The sequence below is a fragment of the Dyella soli genome (assembly GCF_054482295.1).
Genome location: NZ_JBTFFU010000002.1, coordinates 664,251 through 679,391 on the forward strand (window position 1 = coordinate 664,251; position 15,141 = coordinate 679,391).

Consider the following 15,141-nt stretch of genomic DNA (forward strand, 5'->3'; position numbering starts at 1 on the left):
CGCAAGGTCAGGCCATGCGCGGCGCCGGCGCGCTCAGCGGGTGGTTCCGGCGAGGCGGCACAACTGTGCAACAAGGGCCACCTGGCTGTGTTTGGCGGTCTTCTCGAACACGTGCTTGAGGTGATTGCGTGCGGTGCCCTCGCCGATGGCGAGCAATTGGGCGCAATCGCGCAGCTCGTGGCCGTCGGCGAGCAGGCCGGCCAGCGCCGCTTCGCGCGGCGTCAGCCCGAAGATCGCCATCATGGCCTCACGGGACACCGGGGGCAGATGTTCGGGTGCCGTGATGAAAACCACCGTACGCGCCGGTGGGCCGGGCAGGGCCAGCAGGCGCAGCAGCAAGGGGGGCGCCCGTGGCGCGGCCCGGGGCAGGCACAGGTACCTCGGGGCAGATGAGTCGCCGGCGCCCGGGATCGCCATGCCCATCAGGGCCAGGGCCTGGCGCAGCCGGCGCGTGTCGGCCGCGCTGGTGGCGGCCAGGCCGGCCGGACTGTCGGCCAGGCCGTCGCGCGTCGCCAGGATGTCGCGGGCCTCGCGGTTGGCGTAACAAAGACGTGAAGCCGCGTCGACCAGCACCACGCCAGTGGGCAACTGGTCCAGCACCTGGGCCAGCACCGGATCGGCCGCGGCGTCAGCCGGCCGTGGCTGCACGCCGTGCCCGTGCACGGTCATCGGCTGCGGTAGTTGTCGCATGGCGCGCTCCAGCCAACCGGCTAGTCCGTTGGGGCTGTCCGGTATGGGACAGGCGGGAAGCATCCGGGAGGCGTATGCAGGGTGTTTGATCCTAATGCCACCGCCGTGAAGGCGGTGCCGCGGAGTTTTGCCATGGCTATCGACGAACAGCGACTCAATGCTTTCCTGGGCAAGGCGGTGGGCGACCTGGGTGCTTCGGTCAGCGCCACCCTGATGCTCATCGGCGACGAACTGGGCTTTTACAAGGCCCTGGCGGCCGAACGCCTCACGCCGGCCGAACTCGCCGCGCGTACCGGTACGTTCGAGCGCTATGTGCGCGAATGGCTGGGCAACCAGGCAGCGGGTGGCTACGTCGACTACGACAAGGCCAGCGGCACGTATGGCCTGAACGAGGAACAGGCATTGTGCCTTGCCGATCCCAGCGGGCCAGTGGACCTGCCCGGCGCGTACGGCATCGTCGAAGCGATGTTCCATGCCAAGGAGCGCACCCTGGAACACTTCCGCAACGGCCAGGGCATGGAGTGGGGCGAGCACCATCCGTGCCTGTTCCGCGGTACCGAGCGCTTCTTCCGTGCCGGTTACAACGCCAACCTGATCGGCGCCTGGCTGCCCGCGCTGGACGGCGTGGTGGACAAGCTTCGCAACGGCGGCCGCGCGGCGGACGTCGGCTGCGGGCATGGCGCCAGCACGATCCTGATGGCGCAGTCGTTCCCGCAATCGGAGTTCCTCGGTTACGACTACCACGCACCGTCCATCGACGTGGCGCGCGATCGCGCCCGCGCGGCCGGGGTGAAGAACGCGCATTTCGAAGTGGCGGACGCCACCGGCTACCAGGGCAAGGACTTCGACCTGATCGCCTTCTTCGACTGCCTGCACGACATGGGCGACCCGGTGGGCGCCGCCAGGCATGCCCGCCAGGCGCTGAAGCAGGACGGCAATTGCATGATCGTCGAGCCGTTCGCCGGCGACAGCGTGCAGGACAACCTCAATCCGGTCGGCCGCGTGTATTTCGGCGCGTCGGCGCAGATCTGCGTGCCGGTATCGCTGGCGCGCCATGGGCCGGCACTGGGCGCCCAGGCCGGCGAGGCACGCTTGCGCGAAGTAGTCGTGGAAGGCGGTGGCTTCAAGCAGTTCCGGCGCGCCACCGAAACGCCGTTCAACCTCGTGCTGGAGGCGCGGCCTTAGCCCTGCATCGGGCGAGGACTGCGCCCGCGCGCGGCCTCACTTCAACAGCGAGCGCAGCATCCACGCGGTCTTTTCGTGCTCCTTCAGGCGGCCCGTCACCATGTCCGCGGTGCCTTCGTCGCCGGCCGCATCGGCCGCCCGGATGACCTGGCGCGAGGTATGCGCGGCGATCTCGTGGCCTTCGACCAGCTGGCTGACCATGTCCTTCCAGTCCGGGATGCCGGATTCCTCCTTGATGGAGGTGAGCTTGCCGAACTGGCTGTAGGAGCCAGGTGCAAACACATCCAGCGTACGGATGCGCTCGGCCACTTCGTCCGCGGCCAGCCATAGCTCGTTGTACTGCGTCTCGAACATCGCATGCAGGCTGTTGAAGTGCGGCCCGGTGATGTTCCAGTGGAAGCTGTGCGTCTTCAGGTAGAGGGAATACGTGTCCGCCAGCAGCTTGGACAGGTGTTCGCCGATCTGCTCGCGGTCCTGCTTGCCGATACCGATGGAAATGGCCATGTCCTGCTCCTTTCGAGGGGGTGGGGTGGAAGCTGCAGCCAGCTTATCGACGCGGTTCATGGCGGGGAAATGAATCCTGCCAATGCGGGCGATAGTCAGCGGCTATCATGTGCGGTCCGATGACCCACGCACCCACTTCCCCCGCCGCCTCCGATCCACGCCTGCGCCAGCTGCGCCAGGCGCTCGATGACGTGTCCAGCCGCGACTACGGTCGCCTCCAGGGTCGCTGGCGCGAGCTTTCGCGCCGTTTCGACGAAAAGAAACTCGCGGCACTGGCCGCCGATATCGAGGCCTCTGCGACCCGACGCCGCGCCCGCGCCGAGGCCAAGCCGGCCATACGGCTGGACGAATCCCTGCCCATCACCGCGCGTGCCGACGAGATCGTCGAGCTGATCCGCCAGCACCAGGTGGTGGTGATTGCCGGCGAAACCGGTTCGGGCAAGACCACCCAGCTGCCCAAACTGTGCCTGGCCGCCGGTCGCGGCGAAGCGGGCATGATCGGCTGCACGCAGCCACGCCGGCTGGCCGCGCGCTCGGTGGCGCGGCGCGTGGCGGAGGAGCTGGGCACGCCGCTGGGCGAGCAGGTCGGCTTCCAGGTGCGCTTCAACGATCAGGTGTCCGAGCGCACCCTGGTCAAGTTCATGACCGACGGCATCCTGCTGGCCGAGACGCAGGGCGACCCCTGGCTGAGTGCCTACGACACCATCATCATCGACGAGGCGCACGAGCGCAGCCTCAACATCGACTTCCTGCTGGGCTACCTGAAGCGGCTGGCGGTCAAGCGCCCCACGCTGAAGATCATCGTGACCTCGGCAACCATCGACACCGCGCGCTTCGCCGAGCATTTCGACGGCGCGCCAATCGTGGCGGTGGAAGGGCGCACCTATCCGGTGGAAGTGCGCTGGCGCTCCGTGGATGAACTGGCTGCGCGCGCCGGGACGACTGGCCAGCGCGGGGGCGACCTGCAACAGGGCAGCGCCGAGCACGTGGCCGCCGCGCTGGATGAAATCACCCGCGACGATCCGCGCGGCGACGTGCTGATCTTCCTGCCGGGCGAGCGTGAAATCCGCGATGCGCATCTGTTGCTGTCGCGCCGCCAGTATCGCGAGACCGAGGTATTGCCGCTGTACGCACGCCTCTCCGCCGGCGACCAGGACCGCGTGTTCAAGCCCGGCCCGAAGCGGCGCGTGGTGCTGGCGACCAATGTGGCCGAGACCTCGCTGACCGTGCCGCGCATCCGCTACGTGATCGATTCGGGCCAGGCGCGCGTGAAGCGCTACAGCCAGCGCAGCCAGCTCGAGCGCCTGCACGTGGAGCCGATTTCCCGCGCTGCCGCCGACCAGCGCAAGGGCCGCTGCGGTCGTGTCGGCCCGGGCATCTGCTATCGCCTCTACGATGAGGCCGACTATGCGAGTCGCGCCGCGTATACCGATCCGGAGTTGCTGCGCTCGTCGCTGGCCAACGTCATCCTGCGCATGCTGGCGCTGCAACTGGGCGAAGTGGACCAGTTCCCCTTCCTCGAGGCGCCGGATCCGCGCGTGGTGGCGGACGGCTATCGGCGCCTCGCCGAAATTTCCGCCATCGACGAGGCGCGCAAGCTCACGCCGATCGGCCGCACCGTGGCCAGGCTGCCGATCGACGTGCAGCTGGCGCGCATGCTGGTCGAGGCGGAAAAGCTGCACAGCTTGCGCGAGCTGCTGGCCATCGTTTCGTTCCTGAGCATCCAGGATCCGCGCGAGCGCCCCGCCGACGCACGCCAGCAGGCGGATGCGGCCCATGCAGCCTTTGCCGATCCCAAGTCCGACTTCGTCGGCGTGCTCAATCTCTGGCGCGACTACGGCAAGGCGCACGAGGACCTGACGCAGTCGAAGCTGCGCGACTGGTGCTCGCGGCACTTCCTCAGCTTCATGCGCATGCGCGAATGGCGCGAGCTGCACCGGCAGCTGCTGCTGGTGGTGCAGGAGCTGGGGTGGAACAGCACTTCTTCCTCTCCCCTCCGGGGAGAGGGCCGGGGTGAGGGGGCAATCTCGCGGGGCGCTGCAAAGGCTCAGGCTGTTGTCGCTGAAAAGAACAAATCCAGGCAGGGCTCCCGCGAGCACCCGCCCCTCACCCCAACCCGCTCCCCAACCCTCTCCCCACAGGGGAGAGGGAATCAAGGCGACGACGAGGCGGCGAAGCACTACGAAGCCGTCCACCGCAGCCTGCTCGCCGGCCTGCCCACGCAAGTGGGGCACAAGGACGAGAAGGGCGTCTATCGCAGCACGCGCGAGCGTCGCTTCCAGGTGTTCCCTGGCTCGGCGCTGTCCAAGGTGCCGCCCAACTGGATCTTCGCCGCGCAGATCCTCGATGTCGGCGGACGCGTGTGGGGCATGATGTGCGCACGGGTCGAGCCGCTGTGGATCGAGCAGCAGGCCGCGCATCTGTTGCGTTCCTCCTGCCGCGACGCGCACTGGTCGCGCAAGCGTGGCCATGTGGTGGCCTACGAGCAGGTGGGCCTGTTCGGGCTCACCCTGGTTGAACGGCGCCCCGTGACGTTCCAGCAGCAGGACCCCGCGCTGGCGCACGAGATCTTCCTGCGCGAGGCGCTCGTGCGTTGCGAGATCGACGCGCGTGCCGATTTCATCCGCGCCAACCAGCGCGTGCTCGACGACGCGCACGGCATCGAAGCCAGGCGGCGGCGCGAAGGCCTGCTGCGCCACGAGGACGAGCTGGTGCGCTTCTTCGAAGGCAAGCTGCCGCAGGACGTCGCCGACAGCCGCGCACTGGACGCGTGGTATCGCAAGGCTCGACCCGCCGAGCAGGCGGCGCTGCGCTGGTCGCTGGACGATGTCATGAGCGGCGGTGCGGGCCTCGACCCGAAGGTGTTTCCGGCGTCGCTGGAGATCCCGCCGCAGAAGTACCGGCTCGAGTACCGCTTCATGCCCGGCGACGAAGCCGACGGCGTCACCCTGCACCTGCCGCTGGCGATGTTGAATGCGCTGCCTGCGGCGCGTTGCGAGTGGCTGGTGCCGGGCCTGCTGGCGGACAAGGTGGCCGAGCTCATTCGTGGCCTGCCCAAGGCCTTGCGGCGCAATTTCGTACCAGCGCCGGATTTCGCCCGCGCCTTTGTCGAGGCCGAGGCGCCGCGTGACGAGTCGCTGGCGAGGGCGCTGGCGGCCTTCCTCAGGCGCGCCACCGGCGTGGACGTGGCGGCCGCCGAGTTCGACGCCGTCGAGCTGGCCGCACACTTCCGCATGCGCTATCGCCTGCACGACGAGAACGGTCGCACGCTCGGTACCGGCCGGGACCTGGCGGACTTGCGCGGCCAGTGGGAAGGGCAGGCGCGCGAGGCGTTTTCGCGCAAGACCGATATCGAGCTCACCCGCGAGGATGTCACCAGCTGGGATTTCGAGGAGATTCCCGCGCAGGTGCGCTCCTCAGGCGGCCTGCTCGCGTTTCCCGCGCTGGTCGATCTCGGCGAGACGGTGGCCTTGCGCGTGTTCGAGCGCAGCGATGAGGCGCGCGAGGCGCATGCGCTGGGCGTCGTGCGGTTGTTGCGCAATGCGCTGGCCAGCGACCTGAAGCAGGCGCGTCGCCGCTTGCCGGTCGCCAATCCGCTGGCGTTGAAATACGCGCCGCTGGGCGGCGTCGATGGCCTGCGCGAGGACCTCGCCGAGGGCGGCTTCAGTGACCTGCTCGAGCGCCATTCGCTGGACGTGCGCACCGCCGGCGCGTTCGAGGCGCTGCGTGCGCAGGCATCGCGCGAACTGTTCGCCGCGGCGGTGGAGCGCCTGAAGCTGGCCGAGCCGATCATCGAGGCACAGGCTGAACTCAAGCCGTGGCTGGCGCCGCCGCTGATGGGCTTTGCGCGCGCAAGCTACGACGACCTGCGCGAACAGCTCGATGCCTTGCTCACGCCGGGGTTCCTGCGCGAGTTGCCGACCTCGCGCCTGGCGCACTATCCGCGTTACCTCAAGGCCATGCGGCTACGTGCCGAACGGCTGCGCCAGGACCCGGCCAGGGACCAGCAGCGCCTGCTGCAGGTGCTGCCGTTCTGGCGCGACTATCTCAGGCATCGCGCCGCCGGCACCGAAGGGCTCGCCGAACTGCGCTGGCTGATCGAGGAATGGCGCGTGTCGCTGTTCGCGCAGGAGCTCAAGACCGCCGAACCCGTCTCCGCCAAGCGGCTCATGCGCGCGCTGGAAGCGCTGGCCTGAGCGGCGCTGGCCTGGCGGAAGCTGCGCCCGGACCAGGTCCAGGGACAGCTTCCGCGGCGCGTGCGCTCAGCGTACGCGCGTGACGCTGGTGGTGTCGTTGCAGCCATCCACCGACATCATCCAGTTGCCGAACAGCGAACGCTTGATCTCCACCTTCGGATTGTTGCTGGTCAGACAGGCGATGCGCGTGTTGTCGGCCTGTTTCCACACCTGGCCATTGTCCAGGGTGAACTCGCCGTGGCCGCTGAAGCCGCTGAATTCACCCTGCACGCGCCCCTGCACCGGGGCGGCTTTCTCGCTGGTGGGATAGAACACCGGCTTGCCAGCCTCGTCGACCACCTTGGTCACGACCTTGCCGTGCCCGCTCAGCCAGGCGTCGAGGTTCTTCAGCTCGTCCGGCGAGAGCTTGTCCAGGCCGGTGGCCTTGAACTCTTCCGGCGACATGCGCTGCTGCAGCGGCACGTACTGGTCCGCGGCATGCGACAGGGAGGGAACGGCGAGGGCGAAACTCATCATCAATGGCAGCAGGCGGGCCAGGCGCATGGGGCAAACCTCTCGAGCACAAGTGAAGGGACGGCGCCGGCGCAGCATACACGGCATGAACCGCCGGTTCATGCGGGAAGCGGGTGCGGCGCTGCGCCTGCACTAGAATGACGGCATGGTTCAAGCCGCCCTCCAAGCAAGCCCGGGTCTCGCCGCGTGGCGCGAACGCACGGGCGCCGTGCCGCCGGTGCTGGCCGAGGTGCTCGACGCGTGCTCGCCGCTGGCGGTGAACCAGGCCGAATGCGTCGACGTGCTCGATCTGCTGGCCATGCTGGGCTGTGATGCGCAAACGCAGGCCGCGGCACTGTGGTTCGAGGTGGCGCGTGTCGATCCCGCCCTGTGGGAGCAGCGTGAAGGCGCGCTGCCCGCCGAGTTGCAGCGACTGGTCGGCGGGCAGGTGGCAGCCGAAAAGGTCTGGGCGCTGCATGCGCAGCACGGCGCGGACCACGGCGCGGAGGGCCTGCGTCGCCTGCTGCTGGCGATCATCCGCGACCTGCGCGTGGTGTTCATCCTGTTGGCGCGGCAGCTGGCGCGCATGCGCGCGGCCAACACGCTGCCCGATGCTGCACGCATGCCGCTGGCCCGGCTCACGCAGGACATCCATGCGCCGCTCGCCAACCGGCTCGGCATCTGGCAACTGAAGTGGGAGCTGGAGGATCTCGCCTTCCGCTACCTGCATCCGGAAACGTACAAGCGCATTGCGCGGCTGCTGGATGAGCGCCGCAGCGACCGCGAGGAGTTCATCCGCGAATCGCTCGACGTGCTGCAACGCGCGCTCGAGGCCGCCGGTATTCGCGCCGAGCTGGCCGGTCGGCCCAAGCACATCTACTCCATCTGGAAAAAGATGCAGCGCAAGGCGCTGGAATTTTCCGACCTCTACGACATCCGCGCCGTGCGCGTGCTGGTCGACAACGTGGCCGATTGCTACGGCGCGCTCGGTGTGGTGCATACCTTGTGGCCGCACCTGCCGGGCGAGTTCGACGATTACGTCGCGCGGCCCAAGGGCAACGACTACCGCTCGCTGCACACCGCCGTGGTCGGCCCTCGCGGCAAGACCCTGGAAGTGCAGATCCGCACGCACGACATGCACCGCATCAACGAACTGGGCGTGGCGGCGCACTGGCGCTACAAGGAGGGCGGCAGCGCCGACAGCGAGTTCGAGGCGAAGATCGCCTGGATGCGCCGCCTGCTCGAGCCACGCCCGGACAGCGACGGCGACCTGGCCGCCGAGCTGCACACCGAGCTGCTGGAAGACCGCGTCTACGTGCTGACGCCCAAGGGCGAGGTGGTGGACTTGCCGAGCGGTGCCACCGTGCTGGACTTCGCCTATCACGTGCACACCGAAGTGGGGCACCGCTGCCGCGGCGCCAAGGTGAATGGCCGCATCGTGCCACTGACCTTCCAGCCGCACAGCGGCGATCGCGTGGAAGTGCTCACGGCCAAGGTGGCCGAACCAAGCCGCGACTGGCTGTCGGCGCACCACGGCTACCTGCACACGTCGCGCGCCAAGGAAAAGGTGCGCACCTGGTTTCGCCGCATCGCACACGACGCGAACCTCGCGGCGGGGCGCGCCATGTTCGAGAAGGAACTCCGGCGCCTGGCCCTGCCGTCGGCGGACATCGGCAAGCTGCCCACGCATTTCCACCTCAAGACGCACGACGAACTGCTGGTTGCGCTGGCCCTGGGCGAAGTGGCGCCGGGCCAGATCGCGCGCGTGTTGCAGGAAGCCGCGGCGCCGCCACCGGCCGTGACCCAGTCGGCGCCGCCGCTGGCGCCGCGCCAGGCGCCGCACGACCACGGGGCACTCAGCATCGAAGGCGTCGGCAACCTGCTGACCACGCTGGCCCGTTGCTGCCAGCCGCTGCCGGGTGATTCGGTGCGCGGCTTTGTCACGCGTGGCCGTGGCGTCTCGGTCCACCGGGCCGACTGCGCCAGCCTGGCGCGACTGGCTGCGCGCGATCCCGATCGCGTGATCGAGGTGGAGTGGGGCAAGGCGGCGGCGCGTGCCTACGAGGTCGACATCGAGCTGCACGGCTACGACCGCAAGGGCCTGCAGAAAGACGTCACCAGCATGATCAGCAACGCGAGCATCCACATCATTGCGTCGTCGAGCCGGGTCTTCACCCACAGCGGCGAAGTGGAGATGCGCTTTACGCTGCGCGTGCGCGATTTCGAGGAGCTGTCCGCCCTGCTCAGCCGGCTGGTGGCCATGCCCAACGTGGTCGATGCGCGCCGGGTCAGCACCGGCTGAACGGCGTGCGCCGCCCGCCCGGTGGCGCGCGGGCGCAATGCTAAGCTGCGCTGGATTGATCCCATTGTCGTGAGCCCATGAACGGACGCAAAGACCAGCACGAGCACGGGTCGCAAGGCCGCACGGAACCCACCCTGGGTGACCTGGACCGTCTGGACGCGCCAGCGCCGCGCGCGAAGGAAGGCGACGAACTGCCTAAGTTCACGCTGGATCCCGAATTGCGTCGCGGGCATTCGCGTGCCCGCGGCGATCAACGTCCCCGCCGTCGCGGCTGGCTGATCCCGCTGGCGCTGCTGCTTGCCATCGGTGCCGGCACGGCGCTGTGGCTGGGGCAGGACCGTCTGCGCGGCCTGGTGCCCAGTACGGAACTCGACGGCGTGCTCGGGCGCGCCGAGACCGCCCTGCAGGATGGCCATCTGGACGGCAATGACGGCACCAGCGCACGCGAACTGTTCGAGGCGGCGCGGGCCTTGCAGCCCGACAACGACCGTGCCCGCGACGGCCTGCGCAACGTCGGCCTGGCCGAAGTCTCGCGCGCCGATGCCGCGCTGCAGGCCGGCAAACTGGACGAGGCCGAGCAGGCGCTCGCCACGGCACGGGAACTGCTCGGCGGTGGTGCCGACGTCGATCGCCTGACCCAGGCGCTGTCCGGCGCGCGCAACGGTTCGGTGCAGACCGAACACCTGATCGAGCAGGCGCAACAGGCCTTCGAGGCAGGCAAGCTCGACGGCGAAGACGGCGCCGGCGCGCTGTATCACCGCGTGCTGGCCGCCGATCCCGGCAATGCCGTCGCGGCCCATGGGCTGGACAAGGTGGGCGAGGCGCTCGCCAGCCAGGTGCACAAGGCGCTGGACGCCGGCGACCGCGCCACGGCGTCCGCCCTGGTTGATCGCATTGCCGCCCTGCTGCCGAACTTCGGCGAATTGCCGGCGCTGCGCGCCGCCCTGGTGCCGGTGGATCAGGCGGGCAATGGTGCGCTCGCCGAAGCCCTCCGCCAGGGCGAGGACGCCTTGCGCGCCGGCCGTATCGCCGGCACGGGCGACGACACCGCGCTTGCCCATTACAAGGCCGCGCTGGCCATTGATCCGGACAATGCCGATGCCAAGGCCGGCCTGGGCCAGGTGGCACAGGCGCTGATCGTGCAGGCCAATGCGGCCGTGGATGGCGGCAACGCCGCGCAGGCGCGCAAGCTGCTCGACCAGGCCGCCGAACTGGCACCGCGCTCGGCCGAACTGACGGCGGCGCGTGCGCGGCTGGGCGATACGCGAAGGTCCCCGGCGGCGCAGGTGGCAAATGACGTAGTGGCCGAATCGGCACAGTCCGGTGAAGCGATGCAGCACCCCGCGCTGACGCCCCAGCAGGGCACCGAGCTGGCGCGCACGATCCAGCGCGCCGAGGTGGCCGCACGGGACGGCAAGCTGATGTTGCCGCCGGGCGAGAGCGCTTATGACCTCTATCGGCAGGCACTGGCCGTCGACGGCAACAACGAGGCGGCGCGGCGTGGCCTGGAAGGCCTGCCCGGCGTCGCCATGAACCAGTTCAACCAGTCGCTGGCCAGCGGTAACCTGGCCGTGGCAGGCAATCGTCTCGCCGACCTGGCCGACCTGTCGCCGGGCAATGCCGGCCTGGGTTCCTTGCGCCAGCGGCTGGCCAGCGCATGGATGGACCAGGCCGAGCAACAGCTGCAAAGCGGCGACCGCGCCGGTGCGGCGCAGTCGCTGGACAGCGCACGCAAGCTGGCGCCGGGCAATCCCCGGTTGGCGGCGTTGACCGCGCGCCTGCAGGCAGGTTCCTGAGGTGAGCCGGATGACCGTGCTGGTTCTTGGTGCCACCAGCCAGATCGGCCGGTGCCTGTTGCCGCGACTGCATGCCCGCGGGGCCGAGGTGCTGGCGTTGAGCCGGCGTGCCCGCGAGGGCTCGCCGGGCGTCCGCTGGCTGACCGGCGAGTTGCCGCACGCCATGCCGGTGATCGAGCCGCCGTCGGCGATCATCAGCTTCGGGCCGCTGCTGCGCTTCGCCGAGTGGCTGGGCACGGTCGCCCTGTCGCCGTCGACGCGGGTGATTGCCACCAGTTCGATGAGCGCCGAGTCCAAGCAGGCCTCGGATGTACCGGCCGAGCGCGCGCTGGCGCAGACCCTGCAGGCGGGCGAGGCGGCGCTGGCCGCTGTCTGCGAACGCCACGGCAGCCCGTGGACGGTATTTCGTCCCACGCTGATCTACGGCACGGGCCTGGACAAGAGCCTGACGCCGATTGCCCGGCGTGCGATGCAGTGGCGGGTGTTTCCCCTGCCGGCCGGGCGCGGGCTGCGTCAGCCGGTGCATGCCGATGACATTGCCCAGGCAGTGATGGCTGCGCTCGACCGCCCCGAGGCCGCGGGCCGCGTGCTGCCGCTGGGCGGCGGTGAACGCCTGCCGGCCGGCGAAATGTTTGCCCGCGTCCGCCAGAGCCTGCCGGTAGCCACGCTGCCGGTGCCGGTGCCGGCGTGGATGTTGCGCATGGGCCGCCACACCGTGCCGCGCCTGCGCGGTCCGCTGACCCGGCTGGAGGCCGACCTGGTGGCCGACAACAGCGAGCTGCAGCGGCTGCTGGGCGTCTCGCCGCGCCCGTTCCACCCCGATGCCAGTTGCTGGACGCCGGTGGCGCCGCCCTGAGGAAAGCCCCCGCTGGCGGGCGATGGGCCGCCGCCGGCCCCGGTCTTGCCTCCCGATTGCCAGAAATTTCCTGCGGCGTTCAGATGCCCGCCGGGAAGCAGGCCCTATGATCCCCGTGCCTTCGTTCAGGATTCCCCTTCATTGGCCGTTTTGACCCGTCTCCGTACGTTCGCCAGCGCCGCCTGGCCCTGGGTGCGCATTCCCTTCTGGGTTTGCCTTGGCCTGTTGCTTGGTTTCGTGCTGCCTTACACGATGGTGCTGAACAAGCGCGTGCAGGATCGCTTCAACGACCTGGTGTTCGCGGTACCCACGCGCATCTACGCGCGCCCGCTGCCGCTTGCTGCAGGCGTGCCGATGTCGTCCGCGGCGCTGGAACTGGAGCTCACCTTCGCGGGCTACAGCAACGACGGCCACGGCCAGGTGGCTGGTACCTGGACCCGGGACGGCAGCACCTACACCATCGCCTCGCGCGGCTATGCCGGGCCGGATGGCGGCGAGCTGGCCAAGCGCGTGCGCCTGGCGCTGGGCAAGGGGCAGATCGCCAGCGTGAAGGATTCGGCCAGCGGCAAGGCGATCGCACTGGCGCATCTTGATCCCGCGCGCATCGCCACGCTTTACGGCTCGCAGCAGGAAGAGCGCCGCATCGTGCGCCTCACCGACGCGCCGCCGCTGCTGCTCAACGGCCTGCAGGCGGTCGAGGACCGCGACTTCAAGCATCACTTCGGCATCGACCTCACGGCCATCCTGCGTGCGTCGTTCGCCAACCTGCGCGCGGGTCACACGGTGCAGGGCGGCTCCACGCTCACGCAGCAGCTGGTGCGCAACCTGTTCCTCGATCGCGAACAGAACTTCACGCGCAAGTTCAACGAAGCGCTGATGTCGATCCTGATCGAGGCGCATTACGACAAGAGCCGCATCCTCGAGGCCTACATCAACGAGGTGTTCCTCGGCCAGCAGGGCAGCCAGGCGGTGCACGGTTTCGCCGCCGCCTCGGAGTTCTACTTCGGCCGCCGCATGGAAGACCTCAAGCCGCAGGAAATGGCCTTGCTGATCGGCATGGTGAAGGGGCCGAGCTACTACGACCCGCGCCGCTATCCTGATCGCGCGATGTCGCGTCGCAACCTGGTGCTGGACGAGTTCGTCGAGACCGGCCTGGTGCCTGCCGACCAGGCGGCCGCGTACAAGGCGACGCCGCTGGGCATCGTCACCAACGGCCAGCTGCCACACAACCGTTTCCCCGCCTTCATGCAGCTGGTGCGCGCGCAGATCACCGCCGACTTCGACGACGAGACGCTGTCCAACGGCAACCTCAGCGTGTTCACCACGCTCGATCCGGCTGCGCAGTTGTACGCGGAGCAGGCCATCACCAGCACCATGAGCAGCCTGGGCAAGCGTGGTGACGCCGCGCAGGCCGCCGCCGTGGTGACCGAAACGCAGACCGGCGCCGTGCTGGCCATCGTGGGCAGCAAGCTGCCCGGAGACCAGGGCTTCAATCGTGCGCTCGATGCGCGCCGCCCGATCGGCTCGCTGGTGAAGCCGCTGGTCTACCTGGTGGCGCTCGCGCAGCCGGAGCGCTGGAACCTCGGCAGCATGGTCGAGGACTCGCCGGTCAGCATGCGCCAGCCCGACGGCAGCTTCTGGACGCCGAAGAATGACGAGGGCGACAGCCACGGCGCGGTGCCGATGATCGACGGCCTGGTGCATTCGTGGAACCTGGCGACCATCAACCTCGGCATGACGATTGGCGTGTCGCGCATCAAGTCGTTCCTCGAGTCCTTCGGTCTCGAGGACGTGAATCCGAGCCCCTCGCTGCTGATCGGTGCGGTGGATCTCTCGCCGCTGCAGGCGACCCAGCTCTACCAGTACATCGCCGCCGACGGGCACGCGCTGCCGCTGGTATCGGTGCGTGGCGTGGTGGATGGCAAGGGCCAGACCATCAAGCGCTACCAGGTGAAGACCGGGCCGGGCGAATACCAGCCCGCCGTGCGCCTGGTGACCTGGGCCATGCAGCAGGTGGCGCGTTCGGGCACGGCGGCGTCGATCGGCAGTTCCGGCCTCGCCTACCTCAACGCCGCCGGCAAGACGGGTACCAGCAACGACATGCGCGACAGCTGGTTTGCCGGCTTCACCGGCGACCACCTGGCGCTGTTCTGGATGGGCCGCGACGACAACAAGCCCAGTGGCCTGTACGGCGCCACCGGCAGCTTGCGCGCGTGGCAGGAATTGTTCCGCAAGTTGCCGACCAGGCCATTGTCGGCGGCGCCCGGCGATGGGCTGGAACTTGCGTGGATGAGTGAAGGCAAGCGTGTGGAACAGGGGTGCGACGGAGCGCGTCAACTACCGGTCGTCGCCGGTACACTGTCGCAGGAAGCCGAGGGCTGCTTCTGGCAGCGTGTCGGCAATCTTTTCGGCGGCGGTGGACAGGCACCCGCACCGGCCTCCACGGCTCCCACCCGAGACTGATCATGTTCCGTCGTACCCTTCGTTACACCTCCGTGCCCGCAGTCGTGGCGGCACTGCTGCTGGCTGCCTGCAGCGAGCCCGTCGCGCCGTCGCAGTCCACCCGTCCCAGCCGGTCGGACGAACAGATGCTGGCGTCCATCCACGCGGCCGGCGACAAGGAAAAGTCGGCCATCGACGTGAATCCGCTGCGTGATGCCGGCGTGGCCGCGCTGCAGGATGCGGCCGAGGGCGACATCCGCACCGGCCAGTACGATGCCGCGGCGAACAAGCTCGACCAGGCGCTCAAGCTGAGCCCCGATTCACCGGGACTGCTGCAGGATCGCGCCGAGCTGGCGATCCATCTGAAGGACTACGCCGGCGCCGAGAAACTCGCGCGTCGCTCGTGGGAACTGGGACCGCGCCTGGGGCCGCTTTGCGCACGCAACTGGCAGACCATCGCCGAGTTGCGCGAGCACGCCGGCGACGATGCCGGCGCCGCAACGGCCAGCAAGAGCGTGGCGCAGTGCCACGTGGAAGGCCTGCAGCGCTACTGAGTCGTCGCGGCGCGCCTGCGGCGGCACATCGCTCACGCATCCGGCCCTGGGCTGGCCGCCCGGCGCTGCCAAGCCGGCGAGTTCGTGCGCCTGCTGTCGCCGCACGAAAGTTGACGACGTGCGC

10 protein-coding genes are annotated in these 15,141 nt (G+C 69.1%); 7 read left to right on the forward strand and 3 right to left on the reverse strand.

Features of this window, described 5'->3' with window-relative positions:
• Positions 1–33: 33 nt before the first annotated feature.
• Positions 34–690, reverse strand: coding sequence for a helix-turn-helix transcriptional regulator (locus ACXU4B_RS13355; RefSeq protein WP_131411737.1), 657 nt, complete (start codon positions 688–690; stop codon positions 34–36).
• Between the two features lie 132 nt (positions 691–822).
• Between ACXU4B_RS13355 and ACXU4B_RS13360 the strand changes: the two genes are divergently transcribed.
• Positions 823–1,875: a class I SAM-dependent methyltransferase gene (locus tag ACXU4B_RS13360; RefSeq protein ID WP_131411735.1), complete on the forward strand. Its 1,053-nt coding sequence runs from the start codon at positions 823–825 to the stop codon at positions 1,873–1,875.
• Between the two features lie 36 nt (positions 1,876–1,911).
• On the opposite strand, the gene ACXU4B_RS13365 is transcribed toward ACXU4B_RS13360, so the two are convergent.
• Complete coding sequence (locus tag ACXU4B_RS13365; RefSeq protein WP_131411733.1) at positions 1,912–2,379, reverse strand: Dps family protein; 468 nt, start codon at positions 2,377–2,379, stop codon at positions 1,912–1,914.
• Between the two features lie 119 nt (positions 2,380–2,498).
• Here ACXU4B_RS13365 and hrpA point away from each other — a divergent pair, with 119 nt between their 5' ends.
• On the forward strand, positions 2,499–6,575 hold the full coding sequence (gene hrpA, locus ACXU4B_RS13370) for an ATP-dependent RNA helicase HrpA (RefSeq protein ID WP_131411731.1): 4,077 nt from the start codon (positions 2,499–2,501) through the stop codon (positions 6,573–6,575).
• Positions 6,576–6,641: 66 nt separating this feature from the next.
• Here the strand turns inward: hrpA and ACXU4B_RS13375 are convergent, their stop codons facing one another.
• Positions 6,642–7,118, reverse strand: coding sequence for a hypothetical protein (locus ACXU4B_RS13375; protein ID WP_131411729.1), 477 nt, complete (start codon positions 7,116–7,118; stop codon positions 6,642–6,644).
• A gap of 115 nt (positions 7,119–7,233) precedes the next feature.
• Between ACXU4B_RS13375 and ACXU4B_RS13380 the strand changes: the two genes are divergently transcribed.
• From ACXU4B_RS13380 to ACXU4B_RS13400, 5 genes are all read left to right on the forward strand, one after another.
• Positions 7,234–9,369 carry a RelA/SpoT family protein gene (locus tag ACXU4B_RS13380; RefSeq protein WP_131411727.1) on the forward strand — a complete coding sequence of 712 codons (2,136 nt, stop codon included), beginning with the start codon at positions 7,234–7,236 and terminating at the stop codon, positions 9,367–9,369.
• Positions 9,370–9,446: 77 nt separating this feature from the next.
• Positions 9,447–11,165, forward strand: coding sequence for a tetratricopeptide repeat protein (locus ACXU4B_RS13385; protein WP_131411725.1), 1,719 nt, complete (start codon positions 9,447–9,449; stop codon positions 11,163–11,165).
• A 10-nt stretch (positions 11,166–11,175) separates the two neighbouring features.
• A complete protein-coding gene (locus ACXU4B_RS13390) occupies positions 11,176–12,021 on the forward strand; it encodes an NAD-dependent epimerase/dehydratase family protein (RefSeq protein ID WP_131411723.1) in 846 nt (281 codons plus the stop codon).
• A gap of 141 nt (positions 12,022–12,162) precedes the next feature.
• Entirely contained in the window at positions 12,163–14,484 is a 2,322-nt protein-coding gene (gene mrcB, locus ACXU4B_RS13395; protein WP_131411721.1) for a penicillin-binding protein 1B, read from the forward strand.
• A 2-nt stretch (positions 14,485–14,486) separates the two neighbouring features.
• Positions 14,487–15,017, forward strand: a complete 531-nt coding sequence (locus ACXU4B_RS13400) for a tetratricopeptide repeat protein (protein ID WP_131411719.1) — start codon at positions 14,487–14,489, stop codon at positions 15,015–15,017.
• The last annotated feature ends 124 nt before the right edge of the window (positions 15,018–15,141 follow it).

What these genes read in the sequence shown, in the direction of transcription:
- ACXU4B_RS13365 (WP_131411733.1), bottom strand. Translation starts at nt 2,379, where the DNA reads ATGGCCATTTCCATCGGTATCGGCAAGCAGGACCGCGAGCAGATCGGC.
- ACXU4B_RS13390 (WP_131411723.1), top strand. Translation starts at nt 11,176, where the DNA reads ATGACCGTGCTGGTTCTTGGTGCCACCAGCCAGATCGGCCGGTGCCTG.
- ACXU4B_RS13355 (WP_131411737.1), bottom strand. Translation starts at nt 690, where the DNA reads ATGCGACAACTACCGCAGCCGATGACCGTGCACGGGCACGGCGTGCAG.
- ACXU4B_RS13385 (WP_131411725.1), top strand. Translation starts at nt 9,447, where the DNA reads ATGAACGGACGCAAAGACCAGCACGAGCACGGGTCGCAAGGCCGCACG.
- ACXU4B_RS13360 (WP_131411735.1), top strand. Translation starts at nt 823, where the DNA reads ATGGCTATCGACGAACAGCGACTCAATGCTTTCCTGGGCAAGGCGGTG.
- ACXU4B_RS13400 (WP_131411719.1), top strand. Translation starts at nt 14,487, where the DNA reads ATGTTCCGTCGTACCCTTCGTTACACCTCCGTGCCCGCAGTCGTGGCG.
- ACXU4B_RS13380 (WP_131411727.1), top strand. Translation starts at nt 7,234, where the DNA reads ATGGTTCAAGCCGCCCTCCAAGCAAGCCCGGGTCTCGCCGCGTGGCGC.
- hrpA (WP_131411731.1), top strand. Translation starts at nt 2,499, where the DNA reads ATGACCCACGCACCCACTTCCCCCGCCGCCTCCGATCCACGCCTGCGC.
- ACXU4B_RS13375 (WP_131411729.1), bottom strand. Translation starts at nt 7,118, where the DNA reads ATGCGCCTGGCCCGCCTGCTGCCATTGATGATGAGTTTCGCCCTCGCC.